This is a genomic window from Paracoccus sp. KKT209 (assembly GCF_055635455.1).
Map to the genome: position 1 here is coordinate 1,306,665 of NZ_CM145758.1, position 12,462 is coordinate 1,319,126.

General features: G+C 68.1%; 16 protein-coding genes. 10 read left to right on the forward strand and 6 right to left on the reverse strand.

Annotation, left to right across the window (positions count from 1 at the left end; all coding sequences use genetic code 11):
• The first annotated feature begins 86 nt into the window (after positions 1 to 86).
• A protein-coding gene (locus tag ACZ2G3_RS06415; RefSeq protein WP_470395968.1) for an IS5 family transposase occupies positions 87 to 844 on the forward strand; the annotation gives its coding sequence in 2 pieces (ribosomal slippage) (positions 87 to 408 and positions 408 to 844; 759 coding nt in all).
• A 19-nt stretch (positions 845 to 863) separates the two neighbouring features.
• Here ACZ2G3_RS06415 and ACZ2G3_RS06420 read toward each other — a convergent pair.
• Positions 864 to 1,364, reverse strand: a complete 501-nt coding sequence (locus ACZ2G3_RS06420; protein ID WP_470398460.1) for an MgtC/SapB family protein — start codon at positions 1,362 to 1,364, stop codon at positions 864 to 866.
• 135 nt (positions 1,365 to 1,499) lie between these two features.
• Between ACZ2G3_RS06420 and prfB the strand changes: the two genes are divergently transcribed.
• Both prfB and ACZ2G3_RS06430 read left to right on the forward strand, forming a co-directional pair.
• On the forward strand, positions 1,500 to 2,627 hold the full coding sequence (gene prfB / locus ACZ2G3_RS06425; RefSeq protein ID WP_419267459.1) for a peptide chain release factor 2: 1,128 nt from the start codon (positions 1,500 to 1,502) through the stop codon (positions 2,625 to 2,627).
• Positions 2,628 to 2,716: 89 nt separating this feature from the next.
• Positions 2,717 to 3,781 (forward strand): patatin-like phospholipase family protein, encoded by a 1,065-nt coding sequence (locus tag ACZ2G3_RS06430; RefSeq protein WP_470398462.1) that lies wholly within the window; start codon positions 2,717 to 2,719, stop codon positions 3,779 to 3,781.
• Here the strand turns inward: ACZ2G3_RS06430 and ACZ2G3_RS06435 are convergent.
• From ACZ2G3_RS06435 to ACZ2G3_RS06445, 3 genes are read right to left on the reverse strand one after another with little or no spacing between them, the layout of a single operon-like run.
• Positions 3,778 to 4,695, reverse strand: coding sequence for a pseudouridine-5'-phosphate glycosidase (locus ACZ2G3_RS06435; protein WP_470398464.1), 918 nt, complete (start codon positions 4,693 to 4,695; stop codon positions 3,778 to 3,780). The genes ACZ2G3_RS06430 and ACZ2G3_RS06435 overlap by 4 nt on opposite strands.
• Positions 4,692 to 5,570 carry a PfkB family carbohydrate kinase gene (locus ACZ2G3_RS06440; RefSeq protein WP_470398466.1) on the reverse strand — a complete coding sequence of 293 codons (879 nt, stop codon included), beginning with the start codon at positions 5,568 to 5,570 and terminating at the stop codon, positions 4,692 to 4,694. Before ACZ2G3_RS06440 ends, ACZ2G3_RS06435 begins: the two co-directional genes overlap by 4 nt.
• Positions 5,554 to 5,910: an ArsR/SmtB family transcription factor gene (locus ACZ2G3_RS06445; protein WP_419267463.1), complete on the reverse strand. Its 357-nt coding sequence runs from the start codon at positions 5,908 to 5,910 to the stop codon at positions 5,554 to 5,556. The genes ACZ2G3_RS06440 and ACZ2G3_RS06445 overlap by 17 nt, the downstream gene beginning before the upstream one ends.
• Before the next feature lie 198 nt (positions 5,911 to 6,108).
• Between ACZ2G3_RS06445 and ACZ2G3_RS06450 the strand changes: the two genes are divergently transcribed.
• From ACZ2G3_RS06450 to ACZ2G3_RS06470, 5 genes are all read left to right on the forward strand, one after another.
• A complete protein-coding gene (locus ACZ2G3_RS06450) occupies positions 6,109 to 6,483 on the forward strand; it encodes an AtpZ/AtpI family protein (protein ID WP_419267464.1) in 375 nt (124 codons plus the stop codon).
• Positions 6,484 to 6,485: 2 nt separating this feature from the next.
• The gene (locus ACZ2G3_RS06455; protein WP_419267465.1) at positions 6,486 to 7,235 is read left to right on the forward strand and encodes a F0F1 ATP synthase subunit A; all 750 of its coding nucleotides are present in this window, start codon (positions 6,486 to 6,488) and stop codon (positions 7,233 to 7,235) included.
• A gap of 85 nt (positions 7,236 to 7,320) precedes the next feature.
• A complete protein-coding gene (locus ACZ2G3_RS06460; protein ID WP_022707390.1) occupies positions 7,321 to 7,557 on the forward strand; it encodes a F0F1 ATP synthase subunit C in 237 nt (78 codons plus the stop codon).
• Positions 7,558 to 7,633: 76 nt separating this feature from the next.
• The gene (locus ACZ2G3_RS06465; protein ID WP_470398470.1) at positions 7,634 to 8,275 is read left to right on the forward strand and encodes a F0F1 ATP synthase subunit B'; all 642 of its coding nucleotides are present in this window, start codon (positions 7,634 to 7,636) and stop codon (positions 8,273 to 8,275) included.
• On the forward strand, positions 8,272 to 8,835 hold the full coding sequence (locus ACZ2G3_RS06470; RefSeq protein WP_470398471.1) for a F0F1 ATP synthase subunit B: 564 nt from the start codon (positions 8,272 to 8,274) through the stop codon (positions 8,833 to 8,835). Before ACZ2G3_RS06465 ends, ACZ2G3_RS06470 begins: the two co-directional genes overlap by 4 nt.
• Positions 8,836 to 8,900: 65 nt before the next feature.
• On the opposite strand, the gene ACZ2G3_RS06475 is transcribed toward ACZ2G3_RS06470, so the two are convergent.
• Positions 8,901 to 9,668 carry a FadR/GntR family transcriptional regulator gene (locus tag ACZ2G3_RS06475; RefSeq protein ID WP_470398473.1) on the reverse strand — a complete coding sequence of 256 codons (768 nt, stop codon included), beginning with the start codon at positions 9,666 to 9,668 and terminating at the stop codon, positions 8,901 to 8,903.
• A 105-nt stretch (positions 9,669 to 9,773) separates the two neighbouring features.
• Positions 9,774 to 10,451: a YiaD family glycine zipper/OmpA-like lipoprotein gene (locus ACZ2G3_RS06480; RefSeq protein WP_470398475.1), complete on the reverse strand. Its 678-nt coding sequence runs from the start codon at positions 10,449 to 10,451 to the stop codon at positions 9,774 to 9,776.
• Positions 10,452 to 10,697: 246 nt separating this feature from the next.
• Here ACZ2G3_RS06480 and nth point away from each other — a divergent pair, with 246 nt between their 5' ends.
• Together nth and ACZ2G3_RS06490 are read left to right on the forward strand one after the other, a co-directional pair.
• Entirely contained in the window at positions 10,698 to 11,360 is a 663-nt protein-coding gene (gene nth / locus ACZ2G3_RS06485) for an endonuclease III (RefSeq protein ID WP_470398477.1), read from the forward strand.
• Complete coding sequence (locus ACZ2G3_RS06490; protein WP_470398479.1) at positions 11,357 to 12,370, forward strand: adenosine kinase; 1,014 nt, start codon at positions 11,357 to 11,359, stop codon at positions 12,368 to 12,370. Before nth ends, ACZ2G3_RS06490 begins: the two co-directional genes overlap by 4 nt.
• Positions 12,371 to 12,462 lie beyond the last annotated feature (92 nt).

Consider the following 12,462-nt stretch of genomic DNA (forward strand, 5'->3'; position numbering starts at 1 on the left):
CCGTTCCGGCAAGGCTCCCCTAGGCTCCAGACCCATTGATTTTACGCCCTTTGCGTGATTCAGGCCGCCGCAAGGAGACCTGATCGATGAGCAACCTGTTCTGGCTGACCGAGGCGCAGATGGCGCGCCTTCGCCCCTACTTCCCCAAGAGCCATGGCCGTCCCCGAGTTGACGATCTGCGGGTGCTGAGCGGCATTATCTTCATCAATCGCAATGGTTTGAGATGGTGCGATGCGCCGAGTGAATATGGACCTGCCAAGACGCTTTATAATCGCTGGAAGCGCTGGAGTGACAACGGGGTCTTCGCCCGGATCATGGTCGGCCTGGCCGCCGAGAGCACCGATCCGAAGACAATCATGATCGATGCAACCTATCTGAAGGCGCATCGCACGGCTTGCAGCCTGCGGGCCAAAAAGGGGGGCGCAGTCGCCAGATTGGTCGAACGAAAGGCGGCATGAACACCAAGCTGCACGCCGTCACCGATGCGAAAGGCAGACCTATCCGGTTCTTCATGTCGGCAGGACAGGTCAGCGACTACACCGGCGCAGCGGCGCTTCTGGACGGCCTGCCGCAGGCTGATTGGTTCTTGGCGGACCGAGGCTATGATGCTGACTGGCTGCGAAAAGCGTTGCAGGACAGAGGGATAAAAGCTTGTATCCCTAGCCGGAAGTTGCGCAAGAAAACCGTGAAATACGACAAGCGCCGCTACAGAAGGCGCAATCGCATCGAGATCATGTTCGGGCGGCTGAAAGACTGGAGACGTGTCGCCACGCGTTACGACAGGTGCCCGGAGACATACCTCTCCGCAATAGCATTGGCCGCAACCGTCCTATTTTGGCTGTGATCAAGAACGAGTCCTGAGCCTAGTCCGGCGGCTTGGTCCCGTCCGACGACAGCCGCGGCTCGACCACGTTGCGGATAAGGCTCAGCACCATCAGCCCGAAGCCTGCCGCGATGGCCGCCAGGGTGCCGTTCCCCGTCCCGCAGGAAAGCCCGATCGCCCCGGCCAGCCACATCGAGGCCCCGGTGGTGATGCCGCGCACGTTGGCGCCCTTGGTGATGATCGAGCCGGCGGCCAGAAAGGCCACGCCCGCCGTGACCGCCTCGATCAGGCGCAGCGGGTCGATCTGCAGGCTGGCGTCCTGGTCGGCCCGCATATGCGTCAGCTCGGTCGCGATCACCGTGAACAGCGCGGCCGCCATCGAGATCAGCATATGCGTCCTGAGCCCCGCCGGCCGGGACGACCGCTCGCGCTCCCACCCGATGACCGCGCCCAGGATCAGCGCCAGCAGCAGCCGCAGGGTGGCGACGGACAGGTCCATGCTCTGCAGGGGCTGGAAGGTCGCCTGGATCAATTCGGACATCGGAACCTCCTGTCGTGCAGCATGTGTCACCAGTGGCGGAACGTGCGGGGCGGGCGCGGGGTTGCGCCGGTCTTGCCCAAGGGCGCGGGTCGGGTTATCACCCCGGACCTGACGCCTGACCGAAGGAACCCGCCCATGCGCGCCGAGACGCAGTCCACCATCGAGGCCATCCGCCGCTCGCTGACCCTGCTGGGACAGCGCCTGGACTGGCAGACCGCGCCGCACCGCCTGGAAGAGATGAACGCCATGATCGAGGATGGCGACCTGTGGTCCGACCCGGCCCGTGCGCAGAAGCTGATGCGAGAGCGGCAGTCGCTGTCGGATGCGATCGACACCTATCGCCGGATCGACGGCGACCTGTCGGCCAATGCCGAGATGGTCGAGCTGGCCGAGGCCGAGGGCGATGCCGACCTGGTGGCCGAGGCCGAGGCGAACCTGAAGGATCTGGCCAAGCTGGCCGCCCAGAAGGAACTGGAGGCGCTGCTGAACGGCGAGGCGGACGGGAACGACACCTTCCTGGAGATCAACGCGGGCGCGGGCGGCACCGAAAGCTGCGACTGGGCGTCGATGCTGGCGCGCATGTATGTGCGCTGGGCCGAAAAGAAGGGCTACGAGGTCGAGCTGCTGTCCGAAACCGGCGGTGACGAGGCCGGCATCCGCAGCGCCGCCTACAAGATCACCGGGCATAATGCCTATGGCTGGCTGAAATCGGAATCCGGCGTGCACCGCCTGGTGCGCATCAGCCCCTATGACAGCGCGGCGCGGCGGCATACCAGCTTCAGCAGCGTCTGGGTCTATCCGGTCGTGGACGACAATATCGAGATCGACATCCCCGACCGCGACATCCGCATCGACACCTATCGGTCGTCGGGCGCGGGCGGGCAGCACGTCAACACCACCGACTCGGCCGTGCGGATCACCCACCTTCCCACGAATATCGTGGTCACCAGTTCGGAAAAGTCGCAGCACCAGAACCGCGCCAACGCCATGGCGGCGCTGAAGGCGCGGCTCTATCAGATGGAGCTGGACAAGCGGAACGCCGAGATCAACGCCCAGCACGCGGCAAAGGGCGATGCGGGCTGGGGCAACCAGATCCGCTCCTATGTTCTGCATCCCTACCAGATGGTGAAGGACCTGCGCACCTCCGAGGAGACCAGCGACACGCAGGGCGTCCTGGACGGTGACCTGGACCGCTTCATGGCCGCCACCTTGGCGCTGGACGTCGCGGGCAAGAGCCGCGCCGAGGCCAACGCCGGGGACTGAGGCGCCGCAGCGCGGCATCGCCTTGCGACTTGCCTTGTCGGCGCAGGGTTTTATCCTGCTGCAGGTGCAAAGCGTGGGGATCGCCGGCGATGAAGGACAAGAGCATCAATCTTGGGCTGCAGGGCGGCGGCGCGCATGGCGCCTTTACCTGGGGCGTGTTGGACCGCCTGCTGGAGGAACGCTGGCTGCAGGTCGCGGCCATCAGCGGCACATCGGCCGGGGCGCTGAACGGGGCGGCGCTGAAGGCGGGGCTGGCGACCGGCGAGGGTCCGGCGGGACGGCGCGCGGCGCGCGAGAACCTGGACGCGCTCTGGTCCGGGATCGGCGCGATGAGCGACAACCGCGTCGTGCGCTGGATGCAGTCGCTGATGCCCATGCCGCGCGGCTTCCAGCGCCTGACCGAGATGGTGTCGCCCGCTGCCTGGCTGGACAACCTGACCCGGCTGTTCAGTCCCTATGACTATGGCCCCTTCTACGTGAACCCGCTTGGCCAGCTGCTGCGCGACCTGCCGCATGCGGATTTTACCTGCGACCGGGGTCCGGCGCTGTTCATTGCCGCGACGAATGTGCGGACCGGTCGCATCAAGGTCTTTACCGGTGCGGCGGCGACGGCCGAGGCGGCGATGGCCTCGGCCTGCCTGCCGACGCTGTTCCAGGCGGTCGAGATCGCCGATCCCGCCACCGGCCGGCTGGAGGCCTATTGGGATGGCGGCTATGGCGGCAACCCGGCGCTGTTTCCGCTGTACCGGCCCGATTTTCCACGCGACATCCTGATCGTGGCCATCAACCCGCTGCTGCGCGAGGTGCTGCCCCGCACCCCGGTCGAGATCGCCGACCGGGTGAACGAGATCAGCTTCAACAGCTCGCTGATGAACCAGCTGCGCGCGATCAACTTCGTCAAGGAACTGTCGGCCGAGAAGCGGCTGGAAAGCCGGTCGATGAAGAACGTGCTGGTCCACCTGATCGAGGATGACGCGCTGATGATCGACCTGACCGCCCGGTCCAAGCTGATGCCCCGGCCGGGCCTGCTGGCCGTGATGAAGGCCGCGGGCCAGAAGGCCGCGGACCGTTTCATCGAGGATCATGCCGACAAGCTGAACAACGAGGACAGCTTTGACCTGTCCGCGCTGTTTCCCGACATGCCGCAGGCCTAGGCCATCGCGGCGGCGATCCGTGCGGCCAGGCGGGCGTTGTTCAGGACCAGTTCGATGTTGCTGTCCAGCGACCGGCCCCCGGTCAGTTCGAAGATGCGGCCCAGCAGGAAGGGCGTGACCGCCTTGGCGGCAATGCCCTGCGCCCCGGCTTCGGCCAGGGCCTGTTCGATCACCGGCATGATCTGGTCCTGCGGGATTTCGGCCTCCACCGGGATCGGGTTCGCGACCAGCTGGCCGCCCTTGAGGCCGAGGGCCGCGCGCATGGCGGCGGCGGCGGCGATTTCCTCGGGGCTGTCCATGCGCAAGGGCGCCTTGATGCCGGACGCGCGCGACCAGAAGGCCGGCAACTCGTCCTGGCCAAAGGCGATGACCGGCACGCCCAGGGTCTCCAGCACCTCCCAGGTCTTGGGCAGATCGAGGATCGCCTTGGCGCCCGCCGCCACGACGGTCACCGGCGTCTGCGCCAGTTCCTGCAGGTCGGCCGAGATGTCGAAACTGTCCTCGGCCCCGCGATGGACGCCGCCGATGCCGCCGGTGGCAAAGACCCTGATGCCCGCCAGATGCGCGCAGATCATCGTCGCTGCCACGGTCGTCGCCCCGGTGCGGCCGTTCGCGATGCAGACCGCCAGGTCGGCGCGCGACAGCTTCATCGCCTCCGCCGGCGGGGTCTGGGCCAGGGCGCGCAGGGCCTCGGGCGTCAGGCCGATATGGATCTGGCCACCTATCACGGCGATGGTCGCGGGAACCGCGCCGCCGTCGCGGATGGTGGCCTCGACCTTCTCGGCCATCTCCAGGTTCTGCGGCCAGGGCATGCCATGCGTGATGATGGTCGATTCCAGCGCCACGACCGGCAGGCCGCGATCCAGCGCGTCGCGAACCTCGAGGGCGAAGGTGAGGGGGGCAGTGTGGGTCACGGGACGTCCTTTCCGGAGACATGCGCGGCCGAGGCCCTGACGGCCTGCCGCAGGGCCGCGTCGCGCGGCATTTCCTTCAGCCCGGCGGCCAGATGCGCCGCCAGGAAACAATCGCCCGCCCCGGTCACGCGTTCGACGGTGACCTGGGGCGGCTTGTGGGTCAGGGTGGGGCCGCCGACGACCGCCTCGGCCGCCGGGTTGGGACCGTCGGTGACCAGCACGCGGGCCGCGCCGCGGGCCACGACGGCCTCGGCGGCCGATGCCGCATCAGCGCAGGCGCGCCCGGCCAGGATCTCGGCCTCCAGGCGGTTCAGGTAGAAACAGCCGCGCCGCGCGGCGATCAGCGGCTCCAGCCGCTCGGCCTTGCCGGGGCTGGCGGGGACCACGCGCAGATCGGCCGAGGCCAGGCGCGGATCGCGGGCGATGGCGGACAGCAGTTCCTCGGTCAGGTTGCCGTCCAGCACCACCGGGCCGGTCCAGGGGGGCAGGGCGTCCAGCGGCGCCAGGATCGCCGCCCCCGCCAGTTCCAGGCTGAGGGCGTCGGCCACAGCGGCGATCAGCCCCTCGCTGTCCTCGATCGCCATATAGCAGTCGGTGGGCAGGCCGGTGTCCCGGGCTAGGTGGCCGGTCATAACGCCAAGGCGCTCGGCCTCGGTCACCAGCGCCTCGCCCTCGGAATCGCGCCCCACGGCCGACAGGACCGCGGGCGTCATGCCCCATCGCGCCAGCGCGACCGCGACGTTCAGCGCCACGCCGCCTGGCAGGTGGCGGATCCGGCCGGGCACGTCGGCACCGGGCGCCATGCGACGCGGCGCGCGGCCGATCACGTCCCACAGCATCGCACCAATGCACAGCACGTCAGGCGTCTTGGTCATCGTCTTCCCTCAGTTCGGCTTGCAGGAACCGCTCGAAATCGTCCAGGTCCACCGGGTCGAACTGCCCGAAGCCCTGCATCCAGACCGACGCGGCGCGCATCCCCTCGGGGTCCAGCTTGCACCACGTGATCCGGCCGCGCCGCTCTTGCAGGATCAGGCCCGCCGCCGCAAGCACCGCCAGGTGCTTCGAGATCGCGGCGAGGCTCATCACAAAGGGCGCCGCCACGTCGCTGACCGCCATGTCATCCTCCAGGAGCATCGACAGGACCCGCCGGCGGGTCGGGTCCGCCAGGGCCGCGAAGATCAGATCCAGCCTGTCGGGCAGGGGGGAAAGGGTCATCAGCAGCCTTTTCACGAGGAGGTCGGTCAACCGGGCGGTTGAGTATTGAACCCTGCCGCCGGGGAATGCAAGCGGGAGGGCAGATTCCGGAAATCAGGAAATCACAGCAATTTCATTATCTTGATGGAATATCGCCGCTGCTTGACTTGGCCGGCGGCAGCACCTAGACAGCGCCCAACGATGACGGGGGCGTGAGTGATGGCCGACAAGCCCCAGAGCGATGCGGACAGGGCGGCGGATGCCGACCGGCTGCGCGCCCTGGAAGCAAAGCTGGCCGCCCTGACGCCCAAGCCCCAGGGTCCCGGCCCGATGGGCAAGTACGAACAGGCAAACCTCGCCTGGCGCATGGTGATCGAGCTTGTGGCCGGCCTGGGGCTTGGTTTCGCGGTCGGTTACGGTCTGGACTATCTGCTGGGCACAACGCCGCTGCTGATGGTCCTGTTCATTTTCCTCGGTCTCGCGGCCGGCATCAAGACGATGATGCGCACCGCGTCCGAGCTTGACAGGAAGTCCGGCCCGGCGCCGGAGGGATCTAATACCGGCCAAGCGCCGGGCCAAGACGAGAGGGATTGATCGTGGCGACGGAAGCGACTGGCGGCGGCCTTGAATTCCACCCGATGGACCAATTCGTGGTCAAGCCGCTGTTCGGCGCGGGCGAGGTCCACTGGTACACGCCGACCAACGTCACGCTGTGGCTGGCCCTGACGGCCCTGGCCGCGATCGCGCTCCTGGTGCTGGGCACCCGCGGCCGCGCGATCGTGCCCAACCGCTCGCAGTCGGTGGCCGAGATGGCCTATGGCCTGGTCCACAAGATGATCGAGGACATCGCCGGCAAGGACGGCCTGCGCTATTTCCCCTATGTGCTGACGCTGTTCATGTTCATCGTCTTCGCCAACCTGCTGGGCCTGGTGCCGATGGCCTTCACCGTCACCTCGCACATCGCCGTCACCGGCGTGCTGGCCATGGCGGTGTTCCTGGGCGTCACCATCATCGGCTTCGTCAAGAACGGCGCGCATTTCCTGGACCTCTTCTGGATCCGCTCTGCGCCGCTGGCCGTGCGTCCGATCCTGGCCGTGATCGAGGTCATCAGCTACTTCGTGCGTCCGCTGAGCCTGTCCATTCGTCTGGCCGGCAACATGATCGCGGGCCACGCCGTCATCAAGGTTTTCGCGGGCTTCGCGGCCATCGCCGCCGTAGCCCCTGTCGCCATCATCGCGGTTGTCGGGATGTATGCCTTCGAGGTGCTCGTCGCCTTCGTGCAGGCCTATGTCTTCACCATCCTGACCTGCGTCTACCTCAAGGATGCGCTGCACCCGTCGCACTGAGGCGTCGGGCCGCGGCCCCCGTGCGGCTCCCGTCGGGACCGCATCCACCAAGATCGCCAATCTTCCAACCGCAAGGAGAAATACCATGGAAGGCAATATCGCAGAACTGGGCCAGTACATCGGCGTCGGCCTGACCGCGTTCGGCATGGGCTTTGCCGCCCTGGGCGTGGGCAACGTCGCCGGCAACTTCCTGGCCGGTGCCCTGCGCAACCCGTCGGCCGCCGCCGGCCAGACCGCCACGCTGTTCATCGGCATGGCATTCGCCGAAGCCCTGGGGATCTTCTCGTTCCTCGTCGCGCTTCTGCTGATGTTCGCGGTCTGATCCCACGCCATCCTTGCGGCGGGGTGGGGGCCTGACCCCCACCCCATCGTCATATCGTAAGGCCATGGGGTAGGACATGTTCAGCCTGTTGCAAGAGGCCGCCACCACCGCGGCCGGACATAATGAGGGCGCGGTCGTCGTTGTTGACGAAGCTGCGACCCACGGCGCCGATGTCGTGATCGTTCACGGGGTCGACGCAGCAGAGCATGCCGGGGAGGCCGCAGGGCTTCCGCAGCTGGATATCGCCACCTTCGGCAACCAGATCTTCTGGCTGGGCGTCACGCTGGTGGTTCTCTATCTGGTGCTGTCCCGGGTGGCGCTGCCCCGCATCGCCGCCGTGCTCTCGGACCGTCAGGGTGCCGTCACGGGCGATCTGATGGCGGCCGAAGAATTCAAGCAGAAGGCCCGCGAGGCCGAAGCCGCCTATGACAAGGCGCTGGCCGATGCGCGGACCGAGGCCCAGGCCATCGTCGCGCAGAACCGCGCCGAGATCCAGGGCCAGCTGGACGCGGCCATCGCCAGGGCGGATGCCGAGATCGCCGCGCGCACCGCGGAATCCGAGGCGCGCATCCGCGAGATCCGGGCCTCGTCCGACGCCAGCGCGCGCGACGTGGCGCAGGACGTCACGGCGGAACTTGTGCGCGCCTTTGGTGGCACCGTCGACCAGGGCGCCGTCAACGCCGCGCTGGACACCCGCATGAAGGGGGCGATGCAATGATCCGCATTCTGACAGTCGCGTCGGCCTCGATGCTGGCGGCCGCGCCGGCCATTGCCGCGACCGGCCCGTTCTTTTCGCTGCGCAACACGAACTTCATCGTGCTGCTGGCCTTCCTGGCCTTCATCGGCATTCTGGTCTATTTCAAGGTCCCGGCGCTGATCGGCGGCCTGCTGGACAAGCGTTCCGAAGGCATCCGCAAGGACCTGGACGAGGCCCGCCGCCTGCGCGAGGAAGCGCAGGAGATCTATGCCAGCTACGAGCGTCGCTCGCGCGAGGTGAAGGGCCAGGCGGACCAGATAGTCGCCAATGCCAAGCGTGAGGCCGAAGCCCAGGCCGCCAAGGCCCAGGACGACCTGCGCCGTTCGATCGAGCGCCGGCTTCAGGCCGCGCAGGACCAGATCGGCAGCGCCGAGAATGACGCGGTCCGGGCGATCCGCGACCGTGCGGTCCAGGCCGCCGTGGCCGCCGCGTCCGAGATTCTGGCAGCCCAGGTCCGGGCGGGCAAGCGTTCGGCAGGCATCGACGACGCCATCGCAGACGTGGCGCGCCGCCTGAACTGATCCACCGGATTGGACAGTGACATCCTGAACCCCCGGTGCCCCTGTGGCGCCGGGGGTTTTTCCTGTCAGCCCTCGGGGCGGTTTTGCAGCCGCAGCCGCGCCACCGCGGCATGTTCGTCGGCCCGGCGCTGCGCGGTCAGGGTCGCGGCCACGAAATCCAGATGCGCCTCCAGCGCGCGGCGCGCCGCCATGCCGTCGCGCGCCTGCAGGGCGTCGTTGATGGCCGCGTGCTGGTCCAGGATGCGGTCGCGCTGTTCGGGGCTGGTAAAGACGCGCGGGCGGTTGAACAGCATTCCCTGGCGCAGCAGGTCCTGCATCGCGCGCATCATGTGAAGCGCGATGACATTGTGGCTGGCCTCGACGATGGCCATGTGGAAATCGGCATCCAGCGCCGCCTCGGCCTCGGGGTCACCCTTGGCATGGGCGTGGCGCATCGCCGTCAGGATCCGGTCCAGGACCTGCAGGTCGGTCTCGCCCGCGGCGGTGGCGGCCCGTTCGGCGGCCAGCCCCTCCAGGTCCTTGCGGAAGGTCAGGTAATCATCCGCGGCCTCGGGATGCCGCGCGATCAGCCGCACCAGCGCGGGTGAAAAGGCGCTGCCCAGCACATCGGCCACGAAGACGCCCGATCCGGGGCGGGTGACCAGCAGCCCGTCCTCCTGCATCGCCGCCAGCGCCTCGCGCAGCGAGGGACGGCTGACATTCATCCGCTCGGCCAGGTCGCGCTCACCCGGCAGGCGCTCTCCGGGGCGCAGCACGCCCTGCAGGATCAGTGTCTCGATCTGGCGGATGATGGCGCCTGACAGGCGGGCGGCATCGATCTTCTCGAAGGGCATGGCGGTCCGGTTCCCTGGGGGTCGATCCTGCATAGGCCGCGGCGTGCGCAAAGGCAAAGGGCCGGACGTCTCCGCCCGGCCCTTCGTATCCTTATCCCGTGCCGCTTACTGCGTCGGGCGGATGATGATCTCGACCCGGCGGTTCTGTGCGCGACCGGCCTCGGTCGCGTTCGAGGCGACGGGCTGCGTCAAACCGCGGCCGGTGGCCGACAGGCGTCCCTGCGACACGCCCGCGGCGGCCAGGATGCCCGCGACCGACTGCGCACGGCGCTGCGACAGGTCGAGGTTATAGGCCGCGCTGCCGGTGTTGTCGGTATGGCCGATCACCTCGACCCGGCTGTTCGGGTACTGGTTCAGGTTGCGCGCGACGGCGTAAAGGTCGGACTGCGCCGGACCCGACACGGCGGCCGAGTTGGTCGCGAACAGGATGCCCTCGGGCATGACCACCTGCAGATAGGACCCGTGGTTGACGATCTGCACATTCGGGTTCGAGATCGACTGCTGCAGCGCGGCGGCCTGACGGTCTAGGATGTTGCCGGCGATCGCGCCCGCGATCCCGCCGACGATCGCGCCCCGGGCGGCGTCGCGGCCTTCGTTGTTGCTGTCGCTGTCGCGGGTGGCGCCATAGATGGCGCCGGCGGCGGCGCCGGCCAGCGCGCCCTGCTGGGTGCGGCTCATCCCGGTGGTGCCGCTCATGCCGGTGCCGGTCATGCTGGGGTCGGCGCAGGCGCCGAGGATCATGAGGCCGGAGGCGGCGAGGATCGTGGTGGTGCGGAGTTTCATCGGGCTCCCTTTCCTGTGTCAGGGCGGGCGGTCCGTCGCCGCGCCATATCGTCGATGGGGTTCCGGCCGGCCTGCTGCCTGATTCCGGATCGCGTCCCCAACGCGTCGCACGCTGTCGCAGTTCCGCGGCGAAGGGAAGTCACTGTTTCGTGGAGGTTACTGGAAAGGCTTCACAAACCACGGATCCGCCGCGTGATCGCGGGGCGGGTTGCATTGCCGGGGCGGGGCGGTCAAAAGCGGGGGATCATGGCCCTTGCGAAACGTCCGCCCCCCGCGCTGCCCTTTGCCGACCAGGTCGCGATCTTTGCGCGGCTGGCCGAGGGCAATCCCGCGCCCGAGACCGAGCTGGACTTCGTGAACCCCTTCACGCTGGTCGTGGCGGTGGCGCTGTCGGCGCAGGCGACGGATGTGGGCGTGAACAGGGCCACGCGCGGCCTGTTCGCCATCGCCGACACGCCGCAGAAGATGCTGGACCTGGGCGTCGAGGGCGTGACCGAGCATGTCAAGACGATCGGCCTGTTTCGGCAGAAGGCGAAAAACGTCATCGCGCTGTCGCGCCTCCTGGTCGAGGAATTCGGCGGACAGGTGCCCGACAGCCGCGCCGCGCTGATGCGGCTGCCGGGCGTCGGGCGCAAGACCGCCAATGTGGTCCTGTCCTGCGCCTTCGGCCATCCCGCGCAGGCGGTGGACACGCATATCTTCCGTGTCGGCAACCGCACCCGCATCGCCCCCGGACGCGACGTGGACGAGGTCGAGCGCGCGATCGAGGACAATGTCCCCGCGCGCTTTCAGTCCCATGCCCATCACTGGCTGATCCTGCACGGCCGCTATATCTGCCAGGCGCGGAAGCCCCGCTGCGGCATCTGCCCGATCCGCGACCTGTGCCCCTATGAGGAGAAGACCGCATGACAACCCCCTATGTGATCGGCATCGGCAACGCGATCATGGACGTGATCTCTCCGGTCGAGGAGGATCGGCTGGCCGCGCTTGGCGTCCAGAAGGGGATCATGCAGCTGATCGAGCGCGACCGCTCGGAATACCTGATGGCCGCGCAGGCCGACGATCACGGCCCCGGCCGGGCACGGTCGCGGCTGGTGCCGGGCGGATCCGTTGCCAACACGCTGGCCGGGATCGGCATGCTGGGGCTGAAGACCGCCTTCATCGGCCGCGTGGCCGAGGATGCCCTGGGCCTGTCCTATGCCGAACAGACCGAGGCCGCGGGCACCGTCTTCGTCAATCCGCCCGTGGCCGGCGACCAGCTGCCCACCTCGCGCAGCATCATCATGGTGACCCCGGACGGCGAGCGGTCGATGAACACCTATCTGGGCATCTCGGCCGAACTGGGGCCCGATGACGTGAACCCGTCGGTCTTCCAGGGCGCGGGCTGGCTGTTCCTGGAGGGCTATCTGTTCGACAAGCCCAAGGGGAAGGAGGCTTTCCTGAAGGCCGCGCAGGCTTGCCACGATGCCGGCGGCCAGGCGGGGATCGCGTTGTCGGACCCGTTCTGCGTCGACCGCCACCGCGAGGATTTCCGGCGCCTCGTGGCCGGGCCCATGGATTACGTGATCGGCAACCGGCACGAATGGTGCGCGCTTTATCAGGTCGAGGATCTGGAGGAGGCGCTGCGCCTGGCGGCGGCCGATTGCGGGACGGTGATCTGCACCCGCTCGGGCGAGGATGCGATCCTGATCCGGGACGGGCAGCGCGTGGGCGCCCCGGTCCACCGCGTCACGCCGGTCGATGCGACTGGCGCGGGCGACCAGTTCGCGGCAGGGCTGCTTTATGGACTGGCGACGCGGCTGCCGCTGGAGGTCGCGGGCCGCATGGGCTGCATCGCGGCCGCCGAGGTGATCGGCCATGTCGGCGCGCGCCCCGAAACCGACATCCGCGCCCAGTTCCGCGCCGAGGGGCTGCTGTAACCGCAGCCTCACCTGATCACAGGCATCAACAGCGGCTTGTCGCGGGGCAGGCCGTGATCGCGGCTTCGTGGCGTTGCGCGGTGGGCGGTGCG